The organism is Kribbella speibonae (genome assembly GCF_004331375.1).
GTDB classification, from domain to species: Bacteria; Actinomycetota; Actinomycetes; order Propionibacteriales; family Kribbellaceae; genus Kribbella; species Kribbella sindirgiensis.
On sequence record NZ_SJKC01000003.1, the window covers coordinates 843,047 to 868,628 of the forward strand.

Below are 25,582 nucleotides of genomic sequence, written 5' to 3' on the forward strand. Positions count from 1 at the left end.
GGACAGTGGACGTATACGTACTGTCGGCCTGCACAGAATCCGCCGCACCAGCCGCCCTGCCCCACCCCGCGGGGCCGACCGGGGTTCGCTGTGTGGGCGGTGAGTGGTGCGTGGGGGCGGGGTCCGGGCTCGCGGGCGCTTGAACAGGTTATTGCCTGTCGCCTGTCACCAGTTCCTGTCCGCAGCCACAAGTTCCTGTCTCAAATCCTCCCCAGTCAGCTCAGTCTTGCTCGACGCCGCGCGTGCCCAACCACTCAGACGTCGCGGTGGACGCGAAGCCGGGAGCGGCGGCGCCCACTCGGACGTCGCGTGGAGGAGGCGGCGGGATCGGCACCCTCTCAGAGGCCGGCGCGAGCCACGGCCCGCGGGACGACACGACCGATCGGCGGCCCACTCATCCGTCATAAGAGCCGGATTTCCGGCTCTCCCCAATCACGCCGCGCACAAGGGTTAGTCGCCGCGGTGGAGGTTGAGGGTGGCGAGCAGGTCCTCGTGGAGTTCGAACCAGACGCGGTGGCAGGAGTCGACGTCGCTGCGGTCGACCCAGGTGATGTCACCCGCGTTCGCCCGCGCCAACGCCTGTGAGAACCGCACGTCGTAGCCGCTGAACCGCAGCAGCACCTCCGTCAACCGCCTTGTCATGCTCCCGAGCGCTCCGTCGAGGACCTTGAGCTCATGCAGAACCCCGGCATCCCAGGCGGCGTCAGTGTGGTCATTTGCCGCCAACGGATCTCCGTTCTTCGGCCGCAGTTGCCAGTCGGTGCAGGCCTGCTGGAGCATGCCGTTCAGCGGCAGGAACTCGTCGTACACCCGGCGGATGGGTTCGGGGTCGGTCAGCTCGGCCTTGAGCAGGCGCTCGTTCTCCGCGCGGCCCGCTTCGGTGAGCGACCAGCCCGAAGTACCCGCGAAGCTGCTGTACGTCGCCCACCCGCGCGCCTCGGCATCCTTGAGAACGGTGGTTGGTTCGGGGAGCTCGAAACGCTGAGCGACGGCCTGCGTGTCCGCGAATCCCAGCAGCCGGACCGCGTGCAGCACGAGGTGCATCATGAATCCTGCCGCGCGGTCAGCCGGTTGAACCGCTGCTGACAGGCCTGCGGCGAGCTGAACCCCATCGCGTCCGCCATCTCCGCCCAGGTCAGCCCTGCGCTTCTGGCCATGAACAGCAAACCGGCCTCGACCTCGTCGACCTCCGCCCGCGCGGCCGGCAGTAAAGCTAGCGCTGCTAGCAGATCGTCGTCGCTCAGGTCAGCGGCCCGCCAGGCCGCGAACTGCGTGAGATCCACCGCAGACAAGGGGATCGGGGCTGGTCGCCATGGTCGGGCCGGTAGGTCCTTCGCGCCCAGGCCGAGCAGCTGCTCCCGGGCTTCGCGCTGACGTTCGGCCTGTTCCTGGTCGGCGGTCGCTGCCGCGTCCTGCTTGCGTCGCATCCGCCTACAGTGGATCATCAACAGAACGTTGTCAACATTCCGTTGTCAACGTTTCGTTGATGGGAGCCTCGCATGCTGGTGCCGCTGGCCGACGCCACCCCCGACCGCTGCGGCCCCAAAGCAGCCACCCTCGCCACCCTCCTCCGGTCCGGCCACCCAGTCCCCGAAGGCATCGTCATCCCGTTCGATACCGCTGGTGCTGAGCTACCTGTCGACGTGATCTCGCGGTGGCTTGCGAGTGTGGGGGATCCTCCGGTCGCGGTCCGGTCGTCGGCCGCGAACGAAGACACCGCGCTCGCCTCGGCAGCGGGGCAGCACGACAGCTTCCTCGGCGTACAAGGGATCGCTGCTGTAGTCGACGCCGTACACGCCTGCTGGGCATCCGTGTGGTCCCTGCGCGCAACGGCGTACCGCAACGGCTCCGAGGCCCCTCCGATGGCCGTGATCATCCAGCGCCACCTGGACGCCGACGTCTCGGGCGTGATGTTCACCAATCCCAACGGCGACTCACTGATCGAAGCCTCCTGGGGCCTAGGTCCCAGCGTCGTCGAAGGCCGCGTAACCCCCGACCGCTACCAGGTCACCGCCGACGGCAAAGTCACCCGCACAATCGCCGACAAACTCACGTCCTTGAACCGGGTGGGCTCGGCCCTAACCGTCCAGCAGGTCCCCATCGCCCAACGCCGTACGCCGACCCTCTGCGACGCAACCGCCCTAGAACTAGCAGCGCTAGCCCATGCAGTCACCAAGCTCCTAGGCCATCCCCAAGACATCGAATGGTCCCTAACCGCCAACACTCCCTGGCTCCTACAGTCCCGCCCCATCACAACCCAACCCCCGGCCCCCGCGCCCGCCACCGACGACCAGCATCTGTTGGTTGGCATCCCCGGTAGCCACGGCACCGCAACCGGCCCCGCCAGAGTCGTCCGAGGCCCAGCCGACTTCCCCCAGGTCCGCCCCGGCGACATCCTCATCTGCCCCCACACCGACCCAGCCTGGACCCCACTCCTGTCCATCGCAGCCGGCGTAATCACAGAACAAGGCGGCATCCTCTCCCACGCCGCCATAGTCGCCCGAGAGCGAGGCATCCCCGCCGTCCTCTCCATCCCCCAAGCCACAACCCAAATCCCCACCCACACCCCAACCACCCTCAACGGCACCACAGGCACCGTCCGCATCTAACGCGCGACGGCCTGCAGCCTGGAGGTTCAACAGTTTGTGCCAGAGACGGGAGTTGAACCCGCACACCCGAAGGCGCCGGCACCTAAAGCCGGTGTGTCTGCCGTTCCACCACTCTGGCTGAGGAGGGCTGGTGCCTCCCCTGGGTAGACATCCTAGGGGAGGCGTCGGCCTTCGGTGGGGTCAGCGGCTCTGGAGGGCGTCGATGAAGACGTTCTTCAGGTCGCCGGGGTTGCGGGCTACGTACGCCGCGCCGCCGGTGGCTCCGGCGAGGGCGCTGAGCTCGTCGGCGTTCGCTTCGGGGCCCATGCCCAGGGCGATGATGCGGACCGGGCGGGACGGGTCCTGCTGGGCCTTGAGCGCCTGGACGGCCTGGGCGAGGGTCGGGCTCCCGGGGTCGTCGTTCTTGCCGTCGGTGAACAGCAGGACCGTGTTGACCGCGTTCGACTTGTACTCCTGCCGGACCTGCCGGACCGCGGCGATCGCGGTGTCGTACAGGCCGGTGCCGCCGTTCGGGATCGGGTGCTGGATCTTCAACTGGTCGACGATCTTGCCGCGCTGCCGCTTGGACAGCGGCGCGATCGGCACCAGCGGCTTGTAGTCGGCCTTGTCCTGGCCGATCGTCGTCGAGAACGTCCACAGGCCGAGTTCCGCGCTGTCCGGGAACAGGCTGAGGCCGCCCGCGGCCGCCTCGATCGTGAGCTGCATCCGGGTCTTGGTGCCGACCTTCTCCGCCATCGAGCCGGAGATGTCGATGACCGCCAGCGAGTGCGTGGACAGCGACAGCCGGGTCCAGTTCTGCAGGGTGGTCTCGATCGCCTCACTGGTCGGCTTGGGCAGCTGGTTCACGTCGCCGACGCCGCGACCGCCGGCGAGCGGGCTCATCGTGGTGTCCCGGAAGCCGGCCTGGTCACGGGCCTGCGTGGCACTGTCGGTCAGCAGTTCGGTGGCCAGCGCCTGGGCGGCGTCGTTCGCCGCGTCGGTGTCGGACTTGGCAGTGACCACGATCGGGTAGTCCAGGGACAGCGTGCCGGTGTCCGGCTGGATCGCCCGGAGCTGGGCCTCGGGGTGCGCCTCCTGGTACTTCACGAAGCTCTGCTCGGTCGCCGGTACGACGATCTTGCTGCCGTCCTGGTCTGCGCGGCCGAACAGCGCGCTGACGTCCGTGTACGGCCTGGCCATGGACCCGAGCTTCTGGGCCAGCGGGACGACCAATTGCGACACCTGGCCGTCGGACGCCGAGGTCTTCTGCCGCTCGCTCTGCACCGCCAGCAACGTGAGCGCGCCGGGCGAGGTGCTCAGCGGGTCGAGCAGGGCGGGCTCGTTGGCGGCCATGATGCGGAGCCAGGACGAGGTGTCGGCGAAGTTCTCGCGCCGGCTGACGATGACCATCGGCGTCGTCGCGATGGAGGCGACCGCGATGCTCGGGACGCTCTGGCCGTCGTCGGCCTGGGCGACCCACAGCGAGGAGTCCGGAACCCAGAGGTCCGGCCGGTTGTCGCTGCCGCGCGCGACGTCCCGCGCGATCTGTGCCGACGGCGCCGCGGTGATGGTGACCTGCACGCACGGGTTGCCGTCCTTGCCGCCCTTGGCCGCCAGCGACTTGGCCGCGGCTTCGAGCGGGGCCTGCATCTCGGGCGTCGTGGACAGCTGGATCTGTGTCGGGTCGGCGCAGGCCTTGCCGCCGCCGAGGAACCCGTCGGCGCCTGCCTCGGACCCGAAGGACCGGACTACGAAGACGGCGCCCAACGACAGCACCAGTAGTCCGACCGCGGTGATGTACACCGAGCGACGGTTGGTGTTACTTCGCGTCACCGCAGAGGAATGTTTTCCCATCGCGGCAGGTCCCTCCCTCCCAGAGGCAGACTGCGCGCGCAGATTACCCGGTTTCCGCACGTCCCGGCGAAGTCCGCCAAAGGTCGTGACACACCCGTCGCTGAACCGGAACCGTCCCCGGAGTACGGCTCTTTCACAGGAACGCTTAAAAACTCACCCAGAGTGCCGACTCCGCTGCGGTCCGCTGAGATGTTGGTGTGACCCAAATCACAGCGGCAGTTTGCTTCAAACGACCGTTCCATGGACCGAGGTCATGAAACGGTCGAAGGTTTCCCTCCGGTAACGCCGGCAGCGGGGGTGCCTTTTCACAATCCCAGGTCGCGGCGCAGCTTCGCGACGTGGCCGGTCGCCTTCACGTTGTACTGGGCGACCGCGACCTTCCCGTCCGGGTCGACGACGAAGGTGGAGCGGATCACGCCGGTCACCTTCTTCCCGTACATGGTCTTCTCGCCGAACGCGCCGTACGCCTGCAGCACCTCTTTGTCCGGGTCGCTGAGCAGCGGGAACGTCACGCCGTCGCGCTCCCGGAACTTCGCCAGCTTGGCCGGCTTGTCGGGGGAGATCCCGAGTACGGCGTACCCGGCGGCCTGCAGCGAGTCGAGCGAGTCGCGGAAGTCGCAGGCCTGCTTGGTGCAGCCCGGGGTCATCGCGGCCGGGTAGAAGTAGACGATCACGTTCTTGCCGCGCAGGTCCGCCAGGGCGACCTCGTTGCCGTCGGCATCGGGCAGCGTGAAGTCGGGGGCGGTGTCGCCAACGGACAGACGATCGGACATCAGGTCCTCCACGGGTAGGTCTACTGGGCGCAATGTTACGTGCGGAAGAACTCGGCCCTTTCGGGGTGCGAGTGCGGGCTGCGTGGGTGAAGATCTGCAAATGAGCCGCCAATCCTCCCGCCAGTTGTTCGACGGCTATCTGGACCCGCGTCGCCCGCATGCCGGGGCGTACGACGAGATGTTCGATCCGGTCGACGGTGTGCGTACGGCGTACAAGCGGCTGCACGACTCGCTGCAGCCGTTGCGGCCGGCTGATCTGACCACTCGGTCGGAGGCGCTCGACCGGGCGCTGGTCGACCAGGGGATCACGTTCAGCCTGTCGGGGGAGGAACGGCCGTTCCCGCTGGACCTGGTGCCGCGGGTGATCACGGCGTCGGAGTGGTCGCGGCTGGAGCGTGGCGTCGTACAGCGGGTGCGGGCGCTGGAGGCGTTCCTGGCCGACATCTACGGCGAGCAGCAGATCGTTGCGGACGGCGTACTGCCGCGCCGGCTGATCACCTCCTGTGAGCACTTCCACCGGCAGGCAGCCGGTATCGCACCGCCGAACGGTGTCCGTATCCACGTGGCCGGGATCGACGTGGTGCGTGACGAGCAGGGCGACTTCCGGGTGCTCGAGGACAACCTGCGGAGCCCATCCGGGGTTTCGTACGTGATGGAGAACCGCAGGACGATGGCGCGGGTGTTCCCGGACCTGTTCGCGAAGCACCGGGTCCGTGCGGTCGGTGACTACGCCGTACACCTGCTCCGCTCGCTGCGGGCCGCGGCTCCCGGCGTGGCTGATCCGAACGTCGTTGTACTGACGCCAGGTGTCTACAACTCGGCGTACTTCGAGCACTCGCTGCTGGCGCGTCAGATGGGGGTGGAGCTGGTCGAGGGACGGGACCTGCTGGCCCGCAACAACGTCATCTACCTGCGGACGACCGAAGGCGAGCAGCGGGTCGACGTGATCTACCGGCGGATCGATGACGAGTTCCTGGACCCGGTGCAGTTCGTTCCGGACTCCGTGCTCGGTGTGGCCGGTCTGGTGAACGCGGCGCGCGCTGGGAACGTGGTGATCGCCAATGCCATCGGCAACGGTGTCGGCGACGACAAGCTGATCTACACGTACCTGCCGGAGATCCTCAAGTACTACCTCGGTGAGACGCCGCTGCTGCCGAACGTCGACACGTACCGGTGCTGGCTGCCCGCGGAGCAGGCGGAGGTGCTGGACCGCCTGGACGAGCTGGTCACGAAGCCAGTCGAGGGCTCTGGCGGGTACGGCATCGTATTCGGACCCGATGCGTCACCCAAGGAGCTCCAGGCGCAGCGCCGGCGTATCAGGGCCAACCCACGCGGCTGGATCGCGCAACCCGTCGTACAGCTGTCCACTGTGCCGACGAAGGTGGGTGAACGGCTGCAGCCAAGACATGTCGACCTAAGACCGTTCGCGGTCAACGACGGCGAGGACGTGTTCGTTCTGCCAGGTGGACTGACCAGAGTGGCGATTCCCGAGGGCAGTCTGATCGTCAACTCGTCACAGGGCGGCGGGTCGAAGGACACGTGGGTGCTGGCGCCCAGAGCGTCCGGTGAAGACGCCGAGCTGCGTGGACCCGGTCTGGGGACGCCCGCTCTGAAGTCGGAGAGTACGCCGGAGCAAGGACCTGAGCTGAACGTCGCCCAACAGCAGCAGCAACAGTGATGGGGAGGTGCTGACGATGCTCGCACGCAACGCCGAGTCGCTGTACTGGATCGGCCGGTACGTCGAACGCGCGGACGACACCGCGCGGATCCTCGACGTCTCGGTGCACCAACTGCTCGAGGACGCCACCGTCGACGCCGACACGGCCAGCCGGCGGCTGCTCTCGGTCCTCGGCATCACTCCACCCGACGGCAGCGAGCTGGACGTGTGGGGCCTGACCGAGCTGGTCGCGATGTCCCCGGAGACCGGGTCGATCGTGTCCTCGATCGCCAGCGCGCGGGAGAACACCCGGGTCGCGCGGGAGGTGGTGTCGAGTGAGCTGTGGCAGTGCATCAACGCGATGTGGAACGCCGTACCCGAGCGGCAGCGTGCTGCGCGCCGGGTAGGGCCGCACGAGTTCTTCACGTTCGTGGAGGACCGGGCCGCGATGTTCGCCGGGCTGGCCGACTCCACGATGAGCCGCGACGACGGCTGGCGGTTCCTGGTCCTCGGGCGGTCGGTGGAGCGGGTGGACATGCTGGTCCGGCTGCTGATGTCCCGGGTGGGCGACCGGCCCACGTCGCCCGGCTGGGTGACGGTACTGCGTTCCGCGGGCGCGCACGACACGTACCTGCGGACGTACCGCGGTGCACTCGACGCGTCCCGGGTGGTGCAGTTCTTATTGCTGGACCGGTTGTTCCCGCGGTCCGTGTTCCACGCGCTGCAGCAGGCGGAGTCCTGCCTGGAAGACCTCGACCGTGGGCCGTCGGCGCGGATCGGTACGGGGGCGGAAGCGTCCCGGCTGCTGGGGAAGGCGCGCAGCGATCTGGAGTTCCTGCAGCCGGCGGAACTGCTGGACAACCTGACCGGCAGACTGCAGGCGCTGCAGGGCACGGTCCGCGACGTCGGCGAGGCGGTGTCCCGGCAGTACTTCCATGCGGTGCCGTGGATCGAGTGGAACAACACGGAGGTGAACCTGTGAACTGGCGTCTCCGCGTCGTGCACACGACGGGCTACAGGTATGCGACGGCTGTCACGCAGTCCTACAACGAGGCCAGGCTGACGCCACGTCATGACGACCGGCAGAACCTCATGGTGGCGCGGCTGGAGACGGTCCCCGTGGCGCGTGCCTACAAGTACACGGACTACTGGGGCACCGAGGTCAACTCCTTCGACCTCCACACCCCACACACCGAACTGAAGGTGATCGCTGCCTCTGTCGTCGAGACGAGCGACCAGAAGCAGCCGTCCGCTGAGGTCACCTGGGTACAGCTCAAGGCACCTGAGGTTCTGGACGCGTACGCCGAGTTCCTCGAGTGGACCGCCTACGTGCCGAAGCACCGGGAGCTGTCCGCGGTCGCCCGCTCGTTGCGCAAGGGCCGCTCGCCGGAGGAGACCGTACTGGCGGTGTCCAAGTGGGTCCACGGCACGCTGAAGTACCAGCGCGGCACCACTGGTGTGCACTCGTCGGCTGTCGACGCCTGGCAAGCCGGTGAGGGCGTGTGCCAGGACTACGCGCACCTGACCCTGGCCATGTTGCGCGCGGTCGGTGTCCCGAGCCGCTACGTGTCGGGTTACCTGCACACCAAGCCGGACGCGGCAGTGGGCGAGAAGGTCGTCGGGGAGAGTCATGCGTGGGTGGAGGCGTGGACCGGCGAGTGGTGGGGCTTCGACCCGACCAACGACATCTCGATCGGGCACCGGCACGTGTGGGTGGCGACCGGCCGGGACTACGCGGACGTGTCTCCTCTGAAGGGCATCTACTCCGGTGACGCGGCGACGGCCATCGAGGTGACCGTCGACATGACCCGGTTAGCCTGACCCGATGCGGGCCATGACAGTCACGCCGGGCAAGTCCGACTCGGCGGCAGTGGGCGACGTCCCAGAACCTCCCGTCGTCGACGGTTCGATCCTGGTGGAGGGCCTGTTGACGGGCATCTGCGGGACGGATCTGGAGCTGGTCTCCGGAGCGTTCGGCAGCGGCCGCCCTGGCGCCGACCACCTCGTCATCGGACACGAGTCGCTCGGACGCGTTCTGGAGGCTCCTCCCGGCTCCGGGTTCACCACCGGAGACCTGGTCGCCGGAGTGGTACGCCGACCCGACCCGGTGCCCTGTCCAGCCTGTGCGCGTGGTGAGTGGGACTTCTGCCGCAACGGGCAGTACACCGAGCGCGGCATCAAGGAGATGGACGGGTACGGCGCTGAGCGCTGGCGGGTCGACCCGTACTTCGCCGTACCAGTGCCTGCTGAGCTGGGGGAGCTGGGTGTGCTCGTGGAGCCGGCCAGCATCCTCACCAAGGCGTGGGAGCAGGTGGACCAGGTCGGAGCGCGGTCGTGGTTCTCCCCGCAGCACGTGCTGGTGACGGGCGCCGGACCGATCGGGTTGCTGGCCGCACTGATCGCCCGGCAGCGCGGGTACGACGTACACGTGCTGGACCGGGTTGAGGACGGGCCGAAGCCGGAGCTGGTACGGGCGCTTGGCGGGACCTATCTCACCGATCTGGGACAGCTGGACGTCGTACCGGATGTCGTGATCGAGGCAACGGGCTTTGGGCAGCTGGTGTTCGACTGTGCCTCGCTGCTGCCGCCTGCTGGTGTCATGTGTCTGGCCGGGATCCGCCCCGGCCCAGCGACTGTCGACGTGCAGCTCGACGCACTGGTCCGGCAGCTGGTGGTCCGCAACGCCGCCCTGGTCGGGACGGTGAACGCCGGGAAGCGGCACTACGCGGACGCCGTGGACGTGCTGCTGGCCGCGGACCGGACCTGGCTGCAGCAGCTGATCACCCGGACCGTGCCGCTGTCGGAGTGGCCGGACGCATTGGTGCGGGAACCGGAAGACATCAAGGTGGTCGTGGACTTGCGGGGATGACCTGCGAGGATGGTGACTGAAGAAGGGCAGACCGGGGCAGCCCCGCCGATGGAAGGAGCGCCGACACGTGTCGGACACGAAGGCTCGGACCGCCGAGCAGATCGAGGCGGACATCGCCGCCACCCGGGCGCGCCTGGCCTCGACCGTGGACGAGCTGGTCGACCGGGCGAACCCGAAGAACGTCGCCCTGCGGCAGGTCGAGCAGGCCAAGTCCCAGGTCTTCGACGAGCAGGGTCAGCTGCGGACCCAGAAGATCGTCGCGGTCGCCGGTACCGTCGTCGGTGTGGTCGGCGTCCTGCTGGTGATCCGCCGCCTGGTGGGTCGCCGGTGACGTCACGCAAGCGGCTGTCCGACGACAAGCTCCCGATCCGGATGCTGCACGACCGCGTCCTGGTCTCCCTCGAGCAGGAGGGTGAGCGGAAGTCGTCGGCGGGCATCCTGATTCCCGCCACCGCGCAGATGGGCCGCCGCCTGTCCTGGGCGAAGGTGGTCGCGATCGGCGCGAACGTGCGCACGGTCGAGGTCGACGACCGGGTGCTGTTCGACCCGGAGGACCGGGCCGAGGTGGAGGTGCGCGGCGACGACTACATCCTGCTGCGCGAGCGCGACCTGCACGCGGTGGCCGCGGGCCGCCTGGAGGACGGCCAGACCGGCCTCTACCTCTGATTACCTCTGAAATCTGAAGCGCTCTGGACTCGTACCGCTGCCGGTGACCAGGTCACGGACGAGCTCGCCGACCAGCGGTACGAACTTGAAGCCCTGCCCGGAGAACCCGGCCGCGACCGTGACCGGTCCGGCGCGGTCGATGACGAAGTCGGATGTCGGCGTGTTGTCGTAGAGACAGCTGATCGCGGTGGACCTGCTGGGGTCCAGCCCTGGGTACCACTGCTCGACGTACCGCAGCAGGGCCGCGTCCTGCTCCGGCTCCGGCTGGAAGTCGCGGGTGTCCGGGTCGACCTCCGGCCCGGTCCCGTGCAGGCCGACCTTGACCCCGGAGCCTGGCTCGTAGAGCCCGTAGCTGGTAGGGCCGTGATGCACGAAGCTGGGCCACTCCAGCTCGTCCGACCGCGGCGCGAAGAACCGTGGCTGCTCCTGCGTCACTCTGAACGGCGGTAACGACACCAGCCCGTCAACCAGGCGTGGTGTCCATGGCCCAGACGCCAGTACGACGTGCCGCGCCCGCACCGCGCCACCCGGTACGTCGAGCTCGACGAAACCGTCATGGGTACGCAGCGCCCGTACAGGTGACTGCACGCGGAACTCGGCGCCCAAACGACCAGCCACGACCTGTAGCGCGTGAACGGTCCGATCGGCGTACAGGCGACCTGACCCCGGCTGGTACAGCACAGGGGTCTCGAACCGGAACCCTGGCCACCGCTCCGCGGCCTCCTCAGCCGGGAGCACCGACCCGGTTGCCCCGTGCAACGACCGGAAGACCTCGACCGACGCGTCGCTCATCCCGTGGTCGATCCCACCGGTCTCCTCGAGCAGCGTCTCGCCCGACTCCGCCTCCAGCTCCCGCCACAACGGCCGGGCCCGCTCGGTCAGCTCAGCCAGCCCGGCGTCGTCCGCGGCCGGCCGGAACAGCCGCGTCGCGCCGTGCGACCCGCCCCGCTCGTGCCCGAGCGTGAACTGCTCCAGTACGACGACCTCTCGCCCGGCGGCGGCCAGTGCCTGCGCGGCAGCCGACCCCATCGCACCGGCCCCCACCACTGCCACGTCGTACGTCATCCGGTCACCCCCTGTCCGCCCCCTGTCAACGCTGATCGTAGTGATGTGGACAGCCAATCTCAGCTGCCGAGCGGGTAGGGGAGAATGGGCGGGTGATCTTCGAGACCTCCAGCCGGTTGCCAGACTTCCCGTGGGACAAGCTCGCCCCCTACAAGCAGAAGGCAACGGCGCATCCCGACGGGATCGTGGACCTGTCGGTGGGCAGTCCGGTCGACCCGGTGCCCGCGCTGGTGAAGCAGGCTCTGGCCGACGCGGCGGATGCTCCGGCGTACCCGACCACGCTCGGTACGTCGGCCGCGCGGCAGGCGGCTGTGGACTGGATGGCGCGGCGGCTCGGCGTGACCGGCGTCGACCCGCAGAGCGCCGTACTGCCCGTGATCGGCACCAAGGAGCTGATCATGATGCTGCCGACGCTGCTCGGCATCGGGGCCGGTGACACGGTGCTCATCCCGGACCTGGCGTACCCGACGTACGAGGCGGGCGCTGCGCTGGCCCGTGCGCGCAGCGTGCCCGTGGCGGACCCGACGACCCACGACGGGCCGGTCCGGGTCGCGTACCTGAACTCTCCGCGCAACCCGTCCGGTGAGATCACCCCGCCGGCCGACCTGCGGCGTGCGGTCGAGTGGGCGCGAGCCAACGACGTACTGCTGGTCAGCGACGAGTGCTACACCGAGTTCGGCTGGGACGAGAAGCCGGTGTCTGTGCTGCACCCGGACGTGTCCGGTGGCAGCTTCGACAACCTGCTGGCGGTGCACTCGCTGTCCAAGCGTTCCAACCTGGCCGGGTACCGCGGTGGCTTCGTCGCAGGTGACCCGACCGTCGTGGCCGAGCTGCTCGCCGTACGCAAGCACGCCGGGCTGATGGTGCCGTCGCCGATCCAGGCCGCGATGGCTGCCGCGTTCGCCGACGACGCTCATGTAGAGGAGCAGCGTGCTCGCTACCTGCGGCGCCGTGCGGTACTGCGCGACGCGCTGACCGATGCGGGCTGGGTGATCACGCTGTCCAACGGCGGGCTGTACCTGTGGGCGTCGCACCCGTCGTACGACGCTTACGGATCCGTCGGCGCACTGGCCGACCGGGGGATCTTGGTTGCACCCGGTGCGTTCTACGGAACCGCGGGTGACCGGCACGTGCGGATCGCGCTCACCGGGACCGACGAGCGCGTCGACGCCGCTGTGAAGAGACTGCAGGAGTGAAAGAACTTCCCGCCCACGTGTGACGTCTTCCTGTGTGACTGCCTCTTATATGGGTAGGTGTTGTCCAGGGGAGGGTGAGGCGGATGAGGCGCTTCGTGGGGGTAGCGGTCGCAGTTCTGCTCAGTTTCGGGTCCGTCGGTGTGGCCCATGCGGACGAGAGTCCTTCGCCGAGTGTCACGCCATCGGTGACTCCTTCGGAGACGCCAACTCCAACGCCAACCCCGACTCCAACGACAACGCCAACTCCTACGCCGACTCCCACGCCCACACCGAAAGCGGCGGCGGCCGCCTGGTCGATCACGCTGGATCAGCCGGCTGCGTCCTGGGAGGACAAGCCGACCGTCTTCACCGGCAAGATCAGCCAGCCGATCACGGGCTCGTACATCACGCTGTGGCAGCGCGTCCCCGGTGCGTGGGTGCTGCGCGCCTCGACCCGCACCACGACCGGCGGTGTCTACAGGTTCAGCTACGTGTCGGCGGCGACGGGGACCTGGGCGTTCCGCACGATGATCGGGGTCAAGGCGGAGACGGCGCTCGCGATCTCGGACTACCGGAGCGTGCCGATCCAGGACCGGAAGATCCTGATCAACACCCCCGCGTCCTGGTACGCGACCCTGACCGGCGTCTCGGTCACCGGGCGGATGGTCCCGGCCGAGCCGGGCAAGGAGCTCGCGCTGCAGGAGTACCTCGGCAGCGGCGTGTGGCGACTGCTGAACATCGGCACGATGGATGCGGCAGGCAACTTCCGGTTGCGGGTCCCCGACGACCTGCCGAAGACCCGGACCGTCCGCGTGGTCACGCGCTACGTGACCCAGCCCGCGATGGAGTACTCCGGCCTCGCGACCATCGTCATCAAGGCGGCACTGAACCCCAAGGTGTACGCCGTCTCCGCCGCGATGGTGCCGAACACGTACCGCGCCGGATGCCCCGTGAAGCCGTCGTCGCTGCGGCTGCTGCAGCTGAACTACTGGGGTTTCGACGGCCGTGTGCACCGCGGCGAGCTGATCCTGCGGGACGCCGCGGTGGCGAAGATGATCACCGTGTGGACCTCGACGTTCGCGTCGAAGTTCCCGATCCGGCAGATGCGCCGGGTGGACGTGTTCGGCGGCAGTGACATCAAGTCGATGGCGGCCGACAACACGTCCGCGTTCAACTGCCGCCGCGTCACCGGTGACCCGTACTCGTTGTCGCCGCACTCGTACGGCTGGGCGATCGACATCAACACCGTCGAGAACCCGTACCTGGCCGCCAACGGGGTCTGGTACCCGTCGAACGGGCTGGCGTACCGCAACCGGTCGGTGGTGCGTCCGGGCATGCTGTTCTCCAGCAGCACGCCCACGAAGGCCTTGGTCGGTCAGGGGTACTTCTGGGGCGCCGGCTGGGCCAAACCCGACTACCAGCACTTCCAGCCGAAGTGAAAGCCCTAGCAGTCGCCAGCGCGTTGTCAGTCGTCCTAGTCGGCTGCAGCTCCAACTCGGCCGCGGAGCAACCCGCGTCGAGCCCGGCACCCAGCCATAGCCCGATCATCCCCACCACGGTCAGCGGCACCGTGCCAGTCCCGCCGACAACGCTGCCCACCAGCAACCCGACGGACGCCGCCGTCCCACCCGTCCTGCCCGAGCAGGCGACCGCACCACCTCCGGCCAACGCCGGTCCGCTCACCGCAGGCAACCTCCCGGCACCCGACAAGCTCGGCCCAGGCTGGAAGACCTACGCGGACCCAGGTGGTGCAGAGGCCGGTTTCATCGGCAACAACACCTGGACCCGCCGCCGCGACCCACACCAGGCCTCGTACGAAGCACTGCCCTCCGGCTGCGCCGGCCAGCCAGTCAACGGCTCGCTGCCAGTACCGGCGTACGCCCTGACCGGCAGCTACCGCACGGCCGAGGCCCTGCCCGCCACCGCACTCCTGCTCCGCTTCAGCAACTCCGACCGGGCAGCGGCGTACTACGCCGGCTACCAAGCCCGCATGAAGGCGTGTGGCTCAGGCGGCGACCTCAGCGTCAAACAACTCTGGGCCGAGACAGCAGCCGCCACCGCAGTACGTACGTATGCCGGAGCAGAGTCCTACGTGGACGTGTCCGTGGTGAAGGGCGCGACGGTCGCGCTCCTGGCCACGACGTCCAGCAAGCCGGAGCAGCAGGCCGACTGGGCTCGCACCGTCGTCCCAGCGCTGGAAGCAGGCATGGGTTAGAGACGATCCGCATCCACCACCGCCCGCGCGAAGTCGCGTGGTGCTTCTTGGGGAACGTTGTGCCCAACAGCGAAGACGCGGTGCTCGTACGCACCGGTGAAGTGATCCCGGTACGACGACCCGTTCCCGGCCGGTGTGAACGGGTCGTCACGGCCGTCGATGGTGATCGTCGGTACGGCGATCTTCGGTGTCTGCTGCAGCTTGCTCTCCAGCTCGGCGTACTCCGGCTCGGCCGGGATCAGGCTCTGTCGCCACCGGTAGTTGCCGATCACGATGGCTTCGTAGTCCGGGTTGTCGAAGGCGGCCGCGGTCCGGGCGTACGTCGCGGTGCTGTAGTTCCAGGTCGGCGAGTTGAACTTCCAGATGAACTCGCCGATCTCCCGCTTGTACTGGTGCAGGCCCTCCGCGCCGCGCTCGGTGGCGAAGTAGTACTGGTACCACCAAGCGTTCTCGGCCGCGGGCGGCAGTGGCTTCTTGTTGAACTCCAGGTTGGTGATCAGGTACCCCGTGACCGAGACGAGTGCCTTCACCCGCTCCGGCCAGAGCGCGGCGATGATGTCCGCGGTGCGCGAGCCCCAGTCGTAGCCGGCCAGTACGGCGCGCTGGATCCCGAGTGCGTCCATCAGAGCGAGCGTGTCGAGCGCGAATGCGGCCTGGTCGACGTTGCGAGGCGTGGCGGCCGAGCGGAACGTCGTACTGCCGTGGCCGCGGAAGTAGGGCACTACGACGCGGTAGCCGCGGCGGGCGAGTAGTGGGGCGACCTGCTCGAAGCTGTGGATGTCGTACGGGAAGCCGTGCAGTAGTAGTACCGGGGTGCCGTGTGCCGGCCCGAGCTCGACGTACCCGACGTTGAGAACGCCTGCCTCGATCTGCCGCACCGGCCCGAACGGGAGGTCGGGCGAGGCGGATGCGGCGCCGGTGAGGAACGGAGTGGCCAGGGCGGCGGCACCGGTGGTCTTGAGGAGGGTGCGGCGGCTGACGTTCATGAGAGACCTTTCTGAGTAGGTACGCGTTCAGCCTCGCCCGCGACCACCCCGGGTCGCGCCCGTGAGAATCCCTGGTCAACCGCTAAAGATGTATTACCTTTCAGTATTTCGTGTCCTACACTCCGGTTATGGGTGACTTCGACCGGTATGCCCGCCTGACCGCGCGGCTGGACGCGCCGTACGCGGTGATCGACCTCGCCGCGTTCCGGCGGAACGCCGACGACCTGGTACGGCGCGCCGCCGGGACGCCGATCCGGATCGCCTCGAAGTCGGTCCGCTGCCGCGCGCTGATCACCGCCGCGCTCGAGCGGCCCGGGTTCCACGGCGTGATGAGCTACGCGCTCCCCGAAGCGCTCTGGCTGGCCCGCAACGGTGTCGACGACATCCTGCTCGGCTACCCGACGACCCACCGGACCGCGCTCCGCGAGCTGTCCGAGGACCCCGAGGCGGCGTCCCGGATCACGCTGATGATCGACTCGCCCGAGCACCTCGGGTACGTCAAGGCCGCCGCGACCGGTACGGCCCGGATCCAGATCTGCCTCGACGTCGACGCCTCGCTGCGGATCTTCGGCCAGCACCTCGGCGTCCGGCGCTCGCCGCTGCGGACCCCGTCCGACGTGGCGGCGCTGGCCCGTACGGTCGCCGCCGACGACGCGTTCGAGCTGACCGGCGTGATGTTCTACGAGGCCCAGATCGCCGGCCTCCCCGACACGTCACCGGCCGTCCGTTGGGTGAAGCGCCGTTCGGCCGCCGAGCTCGCCGACCGGCGCGGCGCTGTGGTCGACGCGGTCAAGCAGGTCGCACCGCTCCGGATCGTCAACAGCGGCGGGACCGGCAGCCTCGAGATCAGCAGCGCCGACCCGGTCGTCACCGAGGTCACCGCCGGCTCCGGTCTCTACGGCCCGACCCTCTTCGACAAGTACGACGTGTTCCAGCCCGAGCACGCGATGGCCTACGCGCTGGACGTCGTACGCCGGCCCGCACCACGGATCGCCACGCTCTTCGGCGGTGGGTACGTCGCCTCGGGACCGGCGAAGAAGTCGCGGCTGCCACTACCCGCCGCACCGTCCGGACTGAAGCTGCTGGGCACCGAAGGCGCGGGCGAGGTGCAGACTCCGGTCCAGGGACAATCGGCCGATCGGCTACAGATCGGCGACAGAGTGTGGATGCGGTACGCGAAGGCAGGCGAGATGCTGGAGCGGTTCGACGTCGTGCACGCGATCGACGGCGATGAGGTGACTGAGCTGGTCACCTACCGCGGCGAAGGGAAGAACTTCGGATGAGCACCTGGCGGAACTGGGCCGGCACCGAATCGGCGACCGGGATCGACACGCTGCGACCCGGCTCGGCCGACGAGCTCGCGGCCGCGGTCAAGTCCGCCGCCGAGCAGGGCAAGAAGCTCAAGGCCGTCGGTTCCGGGCACTCGTTCACGGGCTGCTCAGTGCCGCAGCAGGTGATGGTCCGGCTGGACGGCCTGTCCTCGATCGTCAACGCCGACAAGGAGTCCGGCCGGGTCACGGTCGGCGCGGGCACCGGGCTGCGGAAGCTGAATGCGGGCCTGGCCGCGTTCGACCTCGCGATGGCCAACCTCGGCGACATCGACAAGCAGACGGTCTCCGGCGCGATCTCGACCGGCACGCACGGGACGGGCGCGCGGCTCGGCGGCCTGGCCACGCAGGTCGTCGCGCTCGACCTGGTCACCGCGGACGGCTCGGTGCTGCATTGCTCCGCAGAAGAGAACCCGGACGTGTTCGCCGCGGCCCGGGTCTCGGTCGGCGCGCTCGGCGTGATCAGCTCGCTGACGCTGCAGTGCGTGCCGGCGTTCCTGCTGCGCGCACAGGAGATGCCGCTGCCGCTCGATGAGGTCCTGGACGGCTTCGACGAACTTGCCGATGGCAACGACCATTTCGAGTTCTACTGGTTCCCGCACACCGAGATCGCGCTCACCAAGCGGAACAACCGTGTCGGGCCCGGGGTCGGCGCCTCGCCGGTCGGCCGGGTCCGCGGCTGGATCGACGACGAACTGCTGTCCAACAAGGTCTTCGAGCTGACCAATCGCCTCGCGGTCCGGCGGCCGGGGATGGTGCCGCGGATCAATCAGCTCGCCTCGCGCGCGCTGTCGGCCCGGGAGTACGTCGACGCGTCGTACAAGGTGTTCTGTTCCGAGCGCAACGTGATCTTCCGCGAGTCGGAGTACGCCGTACCGCGGGAGCATGTCGTCGACGTGATCCGCCGGCTGCGGGAGTGGATCGACGCGTCGGGGTCGCGGATCCCGTTCCCGATCGAGGTCCGGGTGGCCGCGCCGGACGACATCTGGCTGTCCACGGCGTCCGGGCGGGCGACGGCGTACGTCGCGATCCACCAGTACCACCGGCTGCCGCACGACCCGTACTTCCGGGCCTTCGAGAACATCGTCGCCGACTACGACGGGCGGCCGCACTGGGGCAAGCTGCACACGCTCACCGCGGACGACCTGCGCGGCCGGTACCGGCACTTCGACGACTTCCTCGCAGTCCGCGACCGGCTGGATCCACAGCGGACGTTCGAAAACGTCTACACGCGCCAGGTCTTCGGGCACTAGCCTGCGAGGATGAGCAATCTCGAACCGGTCGTTGAGGACTGGCAGAAGGCGCTGGCCGTGGTCGCGCACCCGGACGACCTGGAATTCGGTGCGGCGGCCGCGATCGCGCGCTGGACCGCACAGGGCAAGCAGATCGTGTACTGCCTGCTGACCTCCGGCGAGGCGGGGATCGACGGCGTCGACCCGGCCGAGTGCGGCCCGCTGCGCGAAGCCGAGCAGATCGAGTCGTCCCGGATCGTCGGCGTCTCCGCGGTCGAGTTCCTCGGCCAGCCCGACGGCACCATCGAGTACGGCGTCGCGCTCCGCCGCGTGATCACCGCCGCGATCCGCCGGCACCAGCCGGAGATCGTCATCACGAACAACTTCCGCGACACCTGGGACGGCGACGTCGCCCTGAACCAGTCCGACCACATCAACACCGGTCGCGCCACGCTCGACGCGGTCCGGGACGCCGCGAACCGGTGGATCTTCCCCGACGCCGGCGACAAATGGGACGGCGTACGGCAGGTCTGGGCAGCCGGCTCACCCGACTCCCGGCACGGGGTGGACACCACCGACACGTTCGAGATCGGAGTGCAGTCGCTGAAGGCGCACAAGGCCTACATCGACGGCCTGAACTGGCCGCACTTCGACCCGGAGGAGTTCCTCGAAGGCGCGTCGCGCCCGGCCGGTGCTCGGCTGGGGACGAAGTACGGCACGCGGTTCGAGGTCTTCACTCCTTGAGGTAGGCCTGCAGGTGCGGCGGCGCCGGCTTCGGCCGCCGCGGCTCGCGGTCGCCGGCGGTGCCGGGACCTGGCGGGTTGTACGGCCCGATCCAGGAGCGGACCAGTGCACGGCCGCCCTTGCGGGTCATCCGGTGCAGGTCGATCTGCTGCACCTGACTGGCCGGGATCCCCAGTTGGGCGAGGCTGCGGTTCGCCATCTCGCACGCGGCGTCGTGCTTGCGCGGCGACAGCTTCTGCTGCAGGACGACCGCGATCGATCCGTCCGGCAGGTCCTCGATCCGCTGGAACCGCAGGCCCTTGTCCAGGGACCACGAGTTCAGGGCGAGGTCGATGTAGGCGGCGTTGGGCAGTCGACGATCGGGTTTCGCGCGCGCAACCACTTCGTAACGGGCCATACGTCGATCATCCGTCGGCGGTTGCCGGAATTCCAGAAATCTGCGATCAGCGAAGTGCGTTGATCGCGGCCGCCACCGCCGCCGGGTGGGAGATCGGGGTGAGGTGGTTCGCGTTCGGGATCAGTGTCGGCGCGGGGGCGCCGATGCGGGTCGCGGTCTCGGCCGGGTTGCCGCCGTTCGTGTCGTCGGTGCCGAAAACGACCGCTTTGGGGAGCTTCAGAGCGCTCAGCTTCGCCAGCCGCTCGGGCGCGACCGCGGGGATGCCGTGCGCGGTCATCTGCCAGACCGCCTTCTCCGCGCCAGGCTGCCGGAACGGTCGGGTCCAGTCGTCGACCACCATCTCCGGGCAGTCGGGGGAGCAGACATCGCGGTAGATCTTCTTCAGCAGCCAGCCCTGATCGAGCACCAGCCGGAACAGCGACGTCCGGTACGGCGGGACGATCAGCCACCGCGGCGGCCCGGCCTGCCCACCCGGCAACGGCAACCCGTCGCCGTCGAGGAACATGATCCCGCCGATCCGGTCCGGCGCCTCCAGCGTCGCCTCGGCCGCGATCCCGGCGCCGAGCGAGTGCCCGACCAGGATCGGCCGCGGCTCACCCGGCCCGCCGAGGTGCATCGCGTCCAGGAACCCGAGCAGCTGCGCCGCGAGATGCTCGACCGTGTACGGCGCCTTGCGCTCGGAGTACCCGTAGCCGGTGATGTCGTACGCGTACACGCGATGGTTGGTCGCGAGGAGCGGTACCAACCGAGACCAGGTGTCGACGGATTCCACGGACCCGTGCACGAGTACGACGGGTGTTCCCGACGTACCCCAGGTGTCGTAGCGGGTGTTGACGTCACCGGCCTGCACGTACTTGAGGCCGGGTGGCGGTGCAGCGGTCCCGTTGGTGACGAGGTTGTAGCCGAGCGATGCCGCGGTGACGACCAGCCAGAGCCCGAGAAGTCCCAAGAACCCCCGCCACAGGAACCGTTTCACAGCTCCTAGTTTCGCAGGCCCGTGTTTACAGCTGGAGGATGCGCTGGGACTCGGTGAGGACCGCGGGCGAGGCGAGGGACTGCCAGCGCGGGATCTGCTCCTGGAGGAACGGACGCAGCTTGAGCGCCCGCTTGGGGTCGTGGTCGAGGACGTCGAGCTCGTTCACGATGGTCAGGTCGACGAAGTCGCGCAGGTCCTCGGTGCCGAGCTCCTCCGATGTGCCGGTGAAGCGGTCCGTCACGGTGCGGTGCTCGGCGAGGTCGCGCCAGGTGGTCTCCCGGTCGCAGGCGCCGTACCGGTAGACGATCAGCTCGGCCTCGGTGCCGATCACCGACTCCAGGACCGGGCGCTCGGTCTGCCAGTCGAAGAGGTGGGTTGGGAAGCCGTCGGTCCCGTACGCCGCGTGGGCGAGGCCGGCCAGCACCAGGTCGTCGGACGCGCCGAGCGAGCTGAGGCGCTTGGCCACGCGATGCAGGTGGACGTACAGGCTTCCGCCCGCGTGATCGATCTCGTCGGCGCCGCGCACCAGCAGCAGCGAACCCAAGTCCTGGAAAGTGCTCATCTGACCCCTTCTCACCCCGGAGCGGCCAAACCCCTCGACCAGACCAAGGCCCACCGACCCGGCCCAGGTCACCCACGGTAAGGCCAACCCACCGCCCCCGCCCACCACTCCGGCGTGCCGTTTCAGTCACATCCCGTTCATCCCCCGTTCGGGACTCAGGAGTCCACCGGACCCGCCCCCGGAGCGCCCCCTGAATCCCGCGCGCAGCCGTTCCGCACGGCTGGCGGCGCCCCGACCATGAACACATGAGCAACACCGCAGCCCGCTGGACCTTGATCGCAGCCCTGGCCACCACGACGCTCCTCACCATCACAGTGACCAGCGCCCTCACCTCAACCGCCGAGGAACCCCCCGCCCACCCCACCACCCAGGTCACCGGCCGCTGACGCTTGCCCACTGAGCTGGAGGGTTGCCCCCTCAGATTCTCAGGGGGCAACCCTCCAGCTGAGGGGATGCCCACCGAGGTGGAGGGTTGTGCGTCAAGTGGTTGCTGGGGGCAAGGGGTTTAGGGCTTGGCGGGTTTGGGTGAGGAGGAGGTGGAGGAGGGGTTGGCGTTGTGTTTGGGCCAGATGAGGGCTAGGACGTTCGGCTCGGCGTCGAGGAGGGGGAGCCAGGTCAGGCGGGGGTGGGCGAAGTACGTGACCGTGGAGGCCGGGGCGATCCAGCAGCCGTGACCGGCGGCCACCAGGTGCAGGCACTCCTCGGGCGTCCGGGCCTGCGGTCCGAAGACGGCGCGGGTGCCGTCCGGGCGCGGATCGATGAACCAGAAGTCGACCACGGCGGGCGGCATCCCGTCCCGGGGGCCGATCACCGGTACGTCGGCGAGGTCCGCGATCCGCAGTGTCGTCCGCGATTCCAGCGGATGTCCGGGCGGCAACGCGACCCAGCGGTCCTCCTGCAGCAGCGGATGGATCGTGAACCGCGGATCGTCCCCGATCGGCAGCCACAGGAACGCCGCGTCCGCTCGCCCGTCGAGCAGCGCGTCGATCTCGTCCGGCAGCGTGTGCGACGCGATCGGCCGGAGCTCGAGCTCGGGCGCCTGCTGCCGTAACGCGGCCTCGACCGCGGGCATGAAATGCGCCGTACTCTGCGCCTTGAACGCGATCCGCAGCGGATCGGGCCGCCCGGTGGCCGCCAGCCGCGCCTCGGTCACCATCGCCTGCGCCGACGACAGCAGCGCCGCGCCCTGCTTGAGCACGACCTCCCCGGCCGCGGTCAGCTCGATCCCGGTCGGGCGCCGCTCGACCAGCGGCGCACCGACCACGCGCTCCAGTTGCCGGATCTGCGAGCTGACTGCCTGCTGCGTCAGGTTGAGGGTTCGCGCGGCCCGCGTCATGCTGCCCTCCGCCGCGACGGCCTCGAGCGACTCCAGCAGCCGCAGGCTCAGATCCACGCCTCCCATGGTGGCACAACGATCCGTTGTACCCCCGCCAAGAAGTCTCTGTTTCCGCCCCGCGCGATCCCGCAGGACGATCGAGACACGCCACTTGATGGGAGAAAGAAAAGGATGACGCTGCAGGGGAGAACGGCGCTCGTCACCGGTTCGTCGAAAGGGCTCGGCCGGGCGATCCTGCTCCGGCTCGCCGCTCAGGGCGCGAACGTGGTGGTCAACTACTCGCGCGACAAGTCCGCCGCGGACGAGGTGCTCGAGGCCGCGAAGGCGCTCGGGGTCCAGGCGATCTCGGTCGCCGCCGACGTGTCCGAGGTCGACGGCATCCAGCGGCTGTACGACGCGACACTCGACGCGTTCGGCCAGGTCGACATCGTGGTCGCGAACGCTGGGATGGAGAAGGTCAACGTCCCGGTCGCCGATGTCACCGAGGAGGACTTCGACCTGTTGTTCCGGGTCAACACCAAGGGCCCGTACTTCGTGCTGCGCGAGGCGGCCCGGCGGATCGCCGACAACGGCCGGATCATCACGATCTCGTCGAACACCACCACGGTCCCGCAACTGGGCGTCGGCCTGTACGGCACCAGCAAGGTCGCGACCGGCTACCTGGCTCGCGTGCTGGCGCTGGAGCTCGGGCCGCGCGGGATCACCGTGAACACGATCGTCCCGGGCCCGATCGACGGCGCCGGGATCTTCACCGATCCGGCCAACGACGAGTACAAGCAGAGCCTGGTCGCGATGGTGCCGATCGGCCGGCTGGGCACCACCGAGGACGTCGCCGGGATCGCGGCGTTCCTCGCGAGCGACGCGGCCGGCCTGATCACCGGGCAGCAGATCGTCGCCGACGGCGGAATGCACTGAGAGCTGAGGAGAACAATGACAGGAACCATGCGCGCGGCCCAGGTCCAGCAGGCGGGCGGCCCGTTCGTCGTCACCGACGTACCGGTCCCGGAGCCCGCGGAGAACCAGATCCGGGTCAAGGTGCACGCCTGCGGGATCTGCGGCGGTGACGCGATCCCGCGGAACGCGCTCTTCGGTACGACGCTGCCGCGGATCCCCGGCCACGAGATCGCCGGCGTCGTGGACGCGGTCGGCGCCGCCGTCACGGTCTGGGAGGCCGGGCAGCGGGTCGGCGTCGGGTGGTCCGGCGGCGTCGACTTCACCTGCGAGTTCTGCCGGCGGGGCGACTTCACGAACTGCGTGAGCCGCAAGATCGTCGGCACGTCGTACGACGGTGGGTACGCCGAGTACGTCGTGGTACCGCAGGACGCGGTGGCGCGGATCCCGGATGGGCTGAGCTTCGAGGACGCGGCACCGTTGATGTGCGGCGGGATCACGGCGTTCAACGCGCTCCGGCACGCGCATGCCGGGCCGGGGGACACGGTGGCTGTGCAGGGGGTGGGCGGGGTCGGGCACCTGGCGATCCAGTTCGCCGACAAGATGGGCTTCCGGACCGTGGCGATCAACCGCGGGCGGGACAAGGAGAAGCTCGCCCGGCAGCTCGGGGCGGACGAGTACATCGACAGCACCGAGGGTGATGCCGGCGAGGCGCTGAAGGCGCTCGGCGGCGCGGCCGCGATCCTCGCAACGGTGTCTCGCGCGGAACTCCAGTCGGACCTGGTGAAGGGTCTGCGACCGAACGGTCAGCTGATCGTTCTCGAGGGCGGTGACCCGATCCAGGTGTCAGGTCACGAACTCGCCGAAGGACGGCTGTCGGTGTCCGGCTGGTACTCCGGCGTTGCCCAGGACTCCGAGGACACGCTGAACTTCGCGGTCCTGAAGAACATCCGGCCGATCATCGAGACCTACCCCCTCGAACAGGCCGAGGACGCCTGGCAACACCAGCCCAAAGCCAACCTACGCATCGTCCTGAAGACGCAGCCCGAGTAATTCCAGAACCCGTCCGCAACCACCTCACACGGTTGCGGACGGGTTCTTGGTTTCTGCCCGTGGTTGATCAGGGAAGGTGACCGACCACGGGAGCCTGTTGTCGGGATCAGGCGGGTGCTCAGTCGAGGTCGGCGAGGGCCTTGCGGGCTGCTTCCAGTTCGGCCTCGAGGGCGGCGACCTTGGCGGCCTGCTGGGAGCGGGCCTCCTCGATGACCTCGTCGATCGGGGTCGACAGGTCCTCGTGCAGCTCCTTGGCTGCCCGCGACACGGCGGCCGCGGCGACGGCCAGGTCGCGCGCCAGGTACGTCGTGCCCTGCTTCAGCTCGGCGCGCCACTCACCGTCCGCCGTCCCGGTGACGGTCAGCGTCAGCTCGATGGTCTTGGTCTTCTTGCTCGCAGCCTTCTTCGCCGGCGCCTTCTTCGGCTTCACAGCTTCAGCGGACTCGGCCGGCTCGGCCGGTGCCGGGGTGGTGGACTCGGCCGTGGACAGGTTGACCGGGTCGGGAGTGTCGGCGAGGTCGGACGGCGTCTCAACTGCCAGAGTGTCTACAGTCATCGTTGCGGCGATCTCCTTCGGGAACTGACGCGGGACGACCATTAGAACACATGTTCGATTGACACGCCAACCAGCCTGCGCAGGAAGCGATCCACCTGCTCCTCCAGGGGTGGCAGATCGGCCTCCGGCTCGTTGATCCGGATCGAGACCGCGCCGTGCACCGCCGAGCGCAGGTCGAGCGCCACGGCCGCCGCGTCGTCCGCCGGTGCGAGTCCCGCGTCCATACAGGCCTGCACGGCAGCGATCGCCCGGATCGACAGTTCCTCCTTGAAGACCAGCTGCATGCGCCGGTTGAGCGTGCTCTCGTGCAGCACCTTGTAAAGACCGGCGTACTCGCGTGACCACTTGCCGAGGAACAGCACCCGCGCGCGCAGCCGGCGTACCGGATCGTCGCCGCCGCTCGCCTCGGCCTGTTCGAGGTCGCGCAGCAGGTCGGCGGTGCTCTGCTCGAGCGCCGCGAAGACGAGCGCGTCGCGATCGCTGAAGTGGATGTACACCGAGGTCGCCGCGATCCCGACCTCACGGGCGACCGCGCGCAGTGAGAGCGCCTCGTCGTCGCCGAGGTCGTTCAGCATCCGCAGTGCGGCGTCGATGATCTCGCGCCGCAGGAGTTCGCCCTGCCCGCGCCGGTTCCGGCTCCGCGTCGTCCCAGCATCCAT

Annotated in this window: 28 protein-coding genes and 1 tRNA gene; 16 read left to right on the forward strand and 13 right to left on the reverse strand. The window is 68.9% G+C overall.

The window, feature by feature from the left end:
- Positions 1–450 precede the first annotated feature (450 nt).
- Both E0H92_RS25345 and E0H92_RS25350 read right to left on the reverse strand, forming a co-directional pair.
- Positions 451–1,047: a transcriptional regulator gene (locus E0H92_RS25345; protein WP_131459777.1), complete on the reverse strand. Its 597-nt coding sequence runs from the start codon at positions 1,045–1,047 to the stop codon at positions 451–453.
- Positions 1,044–1,427: a DNA-binding protein gene (locus E0H92_RS25350; protein WP_131459776.1), complete on the reverse strand. Its 384-nt coding sequence runs from the start codon at positions 1,425–1,427 to the stop codon at positions 1,044–1,046. The genes E0H92_RS25345 and E0H92_RS25350 overlap by 4 nt, the downstream gene beginning before the upstream one ends.
- A 72-nt stretch (positions 1,428–1,499) precedes the next feature.
- Here E0H92_RS25350 and E0H92_RS25355 point away from each other — a divergent pair, with 72 nt between their 5' ends.
- Positions 1,500–2,609, forward strand: coding sequence for a PEP/pyruvate-binding domain-containing protein (locus tag E0H92_RS25355; RefSeq protein ID WP_131459775.1), 1,110 nt, complete (start codon positions 1,500–1,502; stop codon positions 2,607–2,609).
- Positions 2,610–2,646: 37 nt separating this feature from the next.
- Here E0H92_RS25355 and E0H92_RS25360 read toward each other — a convergent pair.
- From E0H92_RS25360 to bcp, 3 genes are all read right to left on the reverse strand, one after another.
- A tRNA-Leu gene (locus tag E0H92_RS25360) sits at positions 2,647–2,727 on the reverse strand.
- A 62-nt stretch (positions 2,728–2,789) separates the two neighbouring features.
- Positions 2,790–4,421 carry a substrate-binding domain-containing protein gene (locus E0H92_RS25365; RefSeq protein ID WP_238152475.1) on the reverse strand — a complete coding sequence of 544 codons (1,632 nt, stop codon included), beginning with the start codon at positions 4,419–4,421 and terminating at the stop codon, positions 2,790–2,792.
- 326 nt (positions 4,422–4,747) lie between these two features.
- Positions 4,748–5,215, reverse strand: coding sequence for a thioredoxin-dependent thiol peroxidase (gene bcp / locus E0H92_RS25370; RefSeq protein WP_131293544.1), 468 nt, complete (start codon positions 5,213–5,215; stop codon positions 4,748–4,750).
- A 100-nt stretch (positions 5,216–5,315) separates the two neighbouring features.
- Here bcp and E0H92_RS25375 point away from each other — a divergent pair, with 100 nt between their 5' ends.
- From E0H92_RS25375 to E0H92_RS25400, 6 genes are all read left to right on the forward strand, one after another.
- Positions 5,316–6,893, forward strand: coding sequence for a circularly permuted type 2 ATP-grasp protein (locus E0H92_RS25375; protein WP_131497930.1), 1,578 nt, complete (start codon positions 5,316–5,318; stop codon positions 6,891–6,893).
- Positions 6,894–6,909: 16 nt separating this feature from the next.
- Positions 6,910–7,854 carry an alpha-E domain-containing protein gene (locus tag E0H92_RS25380; RefSeq protein WP_131293546.1) on the forward strand — a complete coding sequence of 315 codons (945 nt, stop codon included), beginning with the start codon at positions 6,910–6,912 and terminating at the stop codon, positions 7,852–7,854.
- Complete coding sequence (locus E0H92_RS25385) at positions 7,851–8,693, forward strand: transglutaminase family protein (protein WP_131497931.1); 843 nt, start codon at positions 7,851–7,853, stop codon at positions 8,691–8,693. The genes E0H92_RS25380 and E0H92_RS25385 overlap by 4 nt, the downstream gene beginning before the upstream one ends.
- Positions 8,694–8,697: 4 nt before the next feature.
- On the forward strand, positions 8,698–9,741 hold the full coding sequence (locus E0H92_RS25390) for a glucose 1-dehydrogenase (protein ID WP_131497932.1): 1,044 nt from the start codon (positions 8,698–8,700) through the stop codon (positions 9,739–9,741).
- 67 nt (positions 9,742–9,808) lie between these two features.
- Positions 9,809–10,072: a DUF3618 domain-containing protein gene (locus E0H92_RS25395; RefSeq protein ID WP_131497933.1), complete on the forward strand. Its 264-nt coding sequence runs from the start codon at positions 9,809–9,811 to the stop codon at positions 10,070–10,072.
- A complete protein-coding gene (locus tag E0H92_RS25400) occupies positions 10,069–10,407 on the forward strand; it encodes a GroES family chaperonin (RefSeq protein WP_130381884.1) in 339 nt (112 codons plus the stop codon). Before E0H92_RS25395 ends, E0H92_RS25400 begins: the two co-directional genes overlap by 4 nt.
- On the opposite strand, the gene E0H92_RS25405 is transcribed toward E0H92_RS25400, so the two are convergent.
- Positions 10,408–11,472 (reverse strand): FAD-dependent oxidoreductase, encoded by a 1,065-nt coding sequence (locus E0H92_RS25405; protein ID WP_131497934.1) that lies wholly within the window; start codon positions 11,470–11,472, stop codon positions 10,408–10,410. It lies immediately after the preceding gene.
- A 95-nt stretch (positions 11,473–11,567) separates the two neighbouring features.
- Here E0H92_RS25405 and dapC point away from each other — a divergent pair, with 95 nt between their 5' ends.
- The 3 genes from dapC to E0H92_RS25420 all read left to right on the forward strand — a co-directional run bounded on the left by dapC (position 11,568) and on the right by E0H92_RS25420 (position 14,862).
- A complete protein-coding gene (dapC, locus tag E0H92_RS25410) occupies positions 11,568–12,668 on the forward strand; it encodes a succinyldiaminopimelate transaminase (RefSeq protein ID WP_202873871.1) in 1,101 nt (366 codons plus the stop codon).
- Between the two features lie 83 nt (positions 12,669–12,751).
- Positions 12,752–14,086, forward strand: a complete 1,335-nt coding sequence (locus tag E0H92_RS25415; protein WP_131497935.1) for a M15 family metallopeptidase — start codon at positions 12,752–12,754, stop codon at positions 14,084–14,086.
- Between the two features lie 23 nt (positions 14,087–14,109).
- Complete coding sequence (locus E0H92_RS25420) at positions 14,110–14,862, forward strand: hypothetical protein (RefSeq protein WP_131497936.1); 753 nt, start codon at positions 14,110–14,112, stop codon at positions 14,860–14,862.
- Here the strand turns inward: E0H92_RS25420 and E0H92_RS25425 are convergent.
- The gene (locus E0H92_RS25425; protein ID WP_131459766.1) at positions 14,859–15,848 is read right to left on the reverse strand and encodes an alpha/beta fold hydrolase; all 990 of its coding nucleotides are present in this window, start codon (positions 15,846–15,848) and stop codon (positions 14,859–14,861) included. The genes E0H92_RS25420 and E0H92_RS25425 overlap by 4 nt on opposite strands.
- Positions 15,849–15,976: 128 nt before the next feature.
- Between E0H92_RS25425 and E0H92_RS25430 the strand changes: the two genes are divergently transcribed.
- The 3 genes from E0H92_RS25430 to E0H92_RS25440 are packed head-to-tail and all read left to right on the forward strand — an operon-like array spanning position 15,977 to position 19,152.
- The gene (locus E0H92_RS25430; RefSeq protein ID WP_131497937.1) at positions 15,977–17,131 is read left to right on the forward strand and encodes an amino acid deaminase/aldolase; all 1,155 of its coding nucleotides are present in this window, start codon (positions 15,977–15,979) and stop codon (positions 17,129–17,131) included.
- Complete coding sequence (locus tag E0H92_RS25435; RefSeq protein WP_131497938.1) at positions 17,128–18,429, forward strand: D-arabinono-1,4-lactone oxidase; 1,302 nt, start codon at positions 17,128–17,130, stop codon at positions 18,427–18,429. The genes E0H92_RS25430 and E0H92_RS25435 overlap by 4 nt, the downstream gene beginning before the upstream one ends.
- A gap of 9 nt (positions 18,430–18,438) precedes the next feature.
- Entirely contained in the window at positions 18,439–19,152 is a 714-nt protein-coding gene (locus tag E0H92_RS25440; protein ID WP_131459763.1) for a PIG-L deacetylase family protein, read from the forward strand.
- Here E0H92_RS25440 and E0H92_RS25445 read toward each other — a convergent pair.
- Genes E0H92_RS25445 through E0H92_RS25455 form a run of 3 tightly spaced genes read right to left on the reverse strand, consistent with a single transcriptional unit; the run spans position 19,142 to position 21,087 of the window.
- A complete protein-coding gene (locus tag E0H92_RS25445; protein WP_131497939.1) occupies positions 19,142–19,549 on the reverse strand; it encodes a hypothetical protein in 408 nt (135 codons plus the stop codon). The genes E0H92_RS25440 and E0H92_RS25445 overlap by 11 nt on opposite strands.
- A gap of 46 nt (positions 19,550–19,595) precedes the next feature.
- Complete coding sequence (locus E0H92_RS25450) at positions 19,596–20,525, reverse strand: alpha/beta fold hydrolase (protein WP_131497940.1); 930 nt, start codon at positions 20,523–20,525, stop codon at positions 19,596–19,598.
- Between the two features lie 25 nt (positions 20,526–20,550).
- Positions 20,551–21,087 carry a DUF6817 domain-containing protein gene (locus E0H92_RS25455; RefSeq protein WP_131497941.1) on the reverse strand — a complete coding sequence of 179 codons (537 nt, stop codon included), beginning with the start codon at positions 21,085–21,087 and terminating at the stop codon, positions 20,551–20,553.
- Positions 21,088–21,332: 245 nt separating this feature from the next.
- Between E0H92_RS25455 and E0H92_RS44275 the strand changes: the two genes are divergently transcribed.
- Positions 21,333–21,473: a hypothetical protein gene (locus tag E0H92_RS44275; RefSeq protein ID WP_165549969.1), complete on the forward strand. Its 141-nt coding sequence runs from the start codon at positions 21,333–21,335 to the stop codon at positions 21,471–21,473.
- Between the two features lie 119 nt (positions 21,474–21,592).
- On the opposite strand, the gene E0H92_RS25460 is transcribed toward E0H92_RS44275, so the two are convergent.
- Positions 21,593–22,480 (reverse strand): LysR family transcriptional regulator, encoded by an 888-nt coding sequence (locus E0H92_RS25460; RefSeq protein WP_165549971.1) that lies wholly within the window; start codon positions 22,478–22,480, stop codon positions 21,593–21,595.
- A gap of 114 nt (positions 22,481–22,594) precedes the next feature.
- Here E0H92_RS25460 and E0H92_RS25465 point away from each other — a divergent pair, with 114 nt between their 5' ends.
- The gene (locus tag E0H92_RS25465) at positions 22,595–23,338 is read left to right on the forward strand and encodes a glucose 1-dehydrogenase (RefSeq protein WP_131459758.1); all 744 of its coding nucleotides are present in this window, start codon (positions 22,595–22,597) and stop codon (positions 23,336–23,338) included.
- A gap of 15 nt (positions 23,339–23,353) precedes the next feature.
- A complete protein-coding gene (locus E0H92_RS25470) occupies positions 23,354–24,367 on the forward strand; it encodes an alcohol dehydrogenase catalytic domain-containing protein (RefSeq protein WP_131497943.1) in 1,014 nt (337 codons plus the stop codon).
- A gap of 118 nt (positions 24,368–24,485) precedes the next feature.
- Here E0H92_RS25470 and E0H92_RS25475 read toward each other — a convergent pair whose 3' ends face one another.
- Positions 24,486–24,923 carry a DUF6319 family protein gene (locus tag E0H92_RS25475; protein WP_131459756.1) on the reverse strand — a complete coding sequence of 146 codons (438 nt, stop codon included), beginning with the start codon at positions 24,921–24,923 and terminating at the stop codon, positions 24,486–24,488.
- Positions 24,924–24,964: 41 nt separating this feature from the next.
- The gene (locus E0H92_RS25480) at positions 24,965–25,582 is read right to left on the reverse strand and encodes a TetR/AcrR family transcriptional regulator (protein ID WP_131497944.1); all 618 of its coding nucleotides are present in this window, start codon (positions 25,580–25,582) and stop codon (positions 24,965–24,967) included.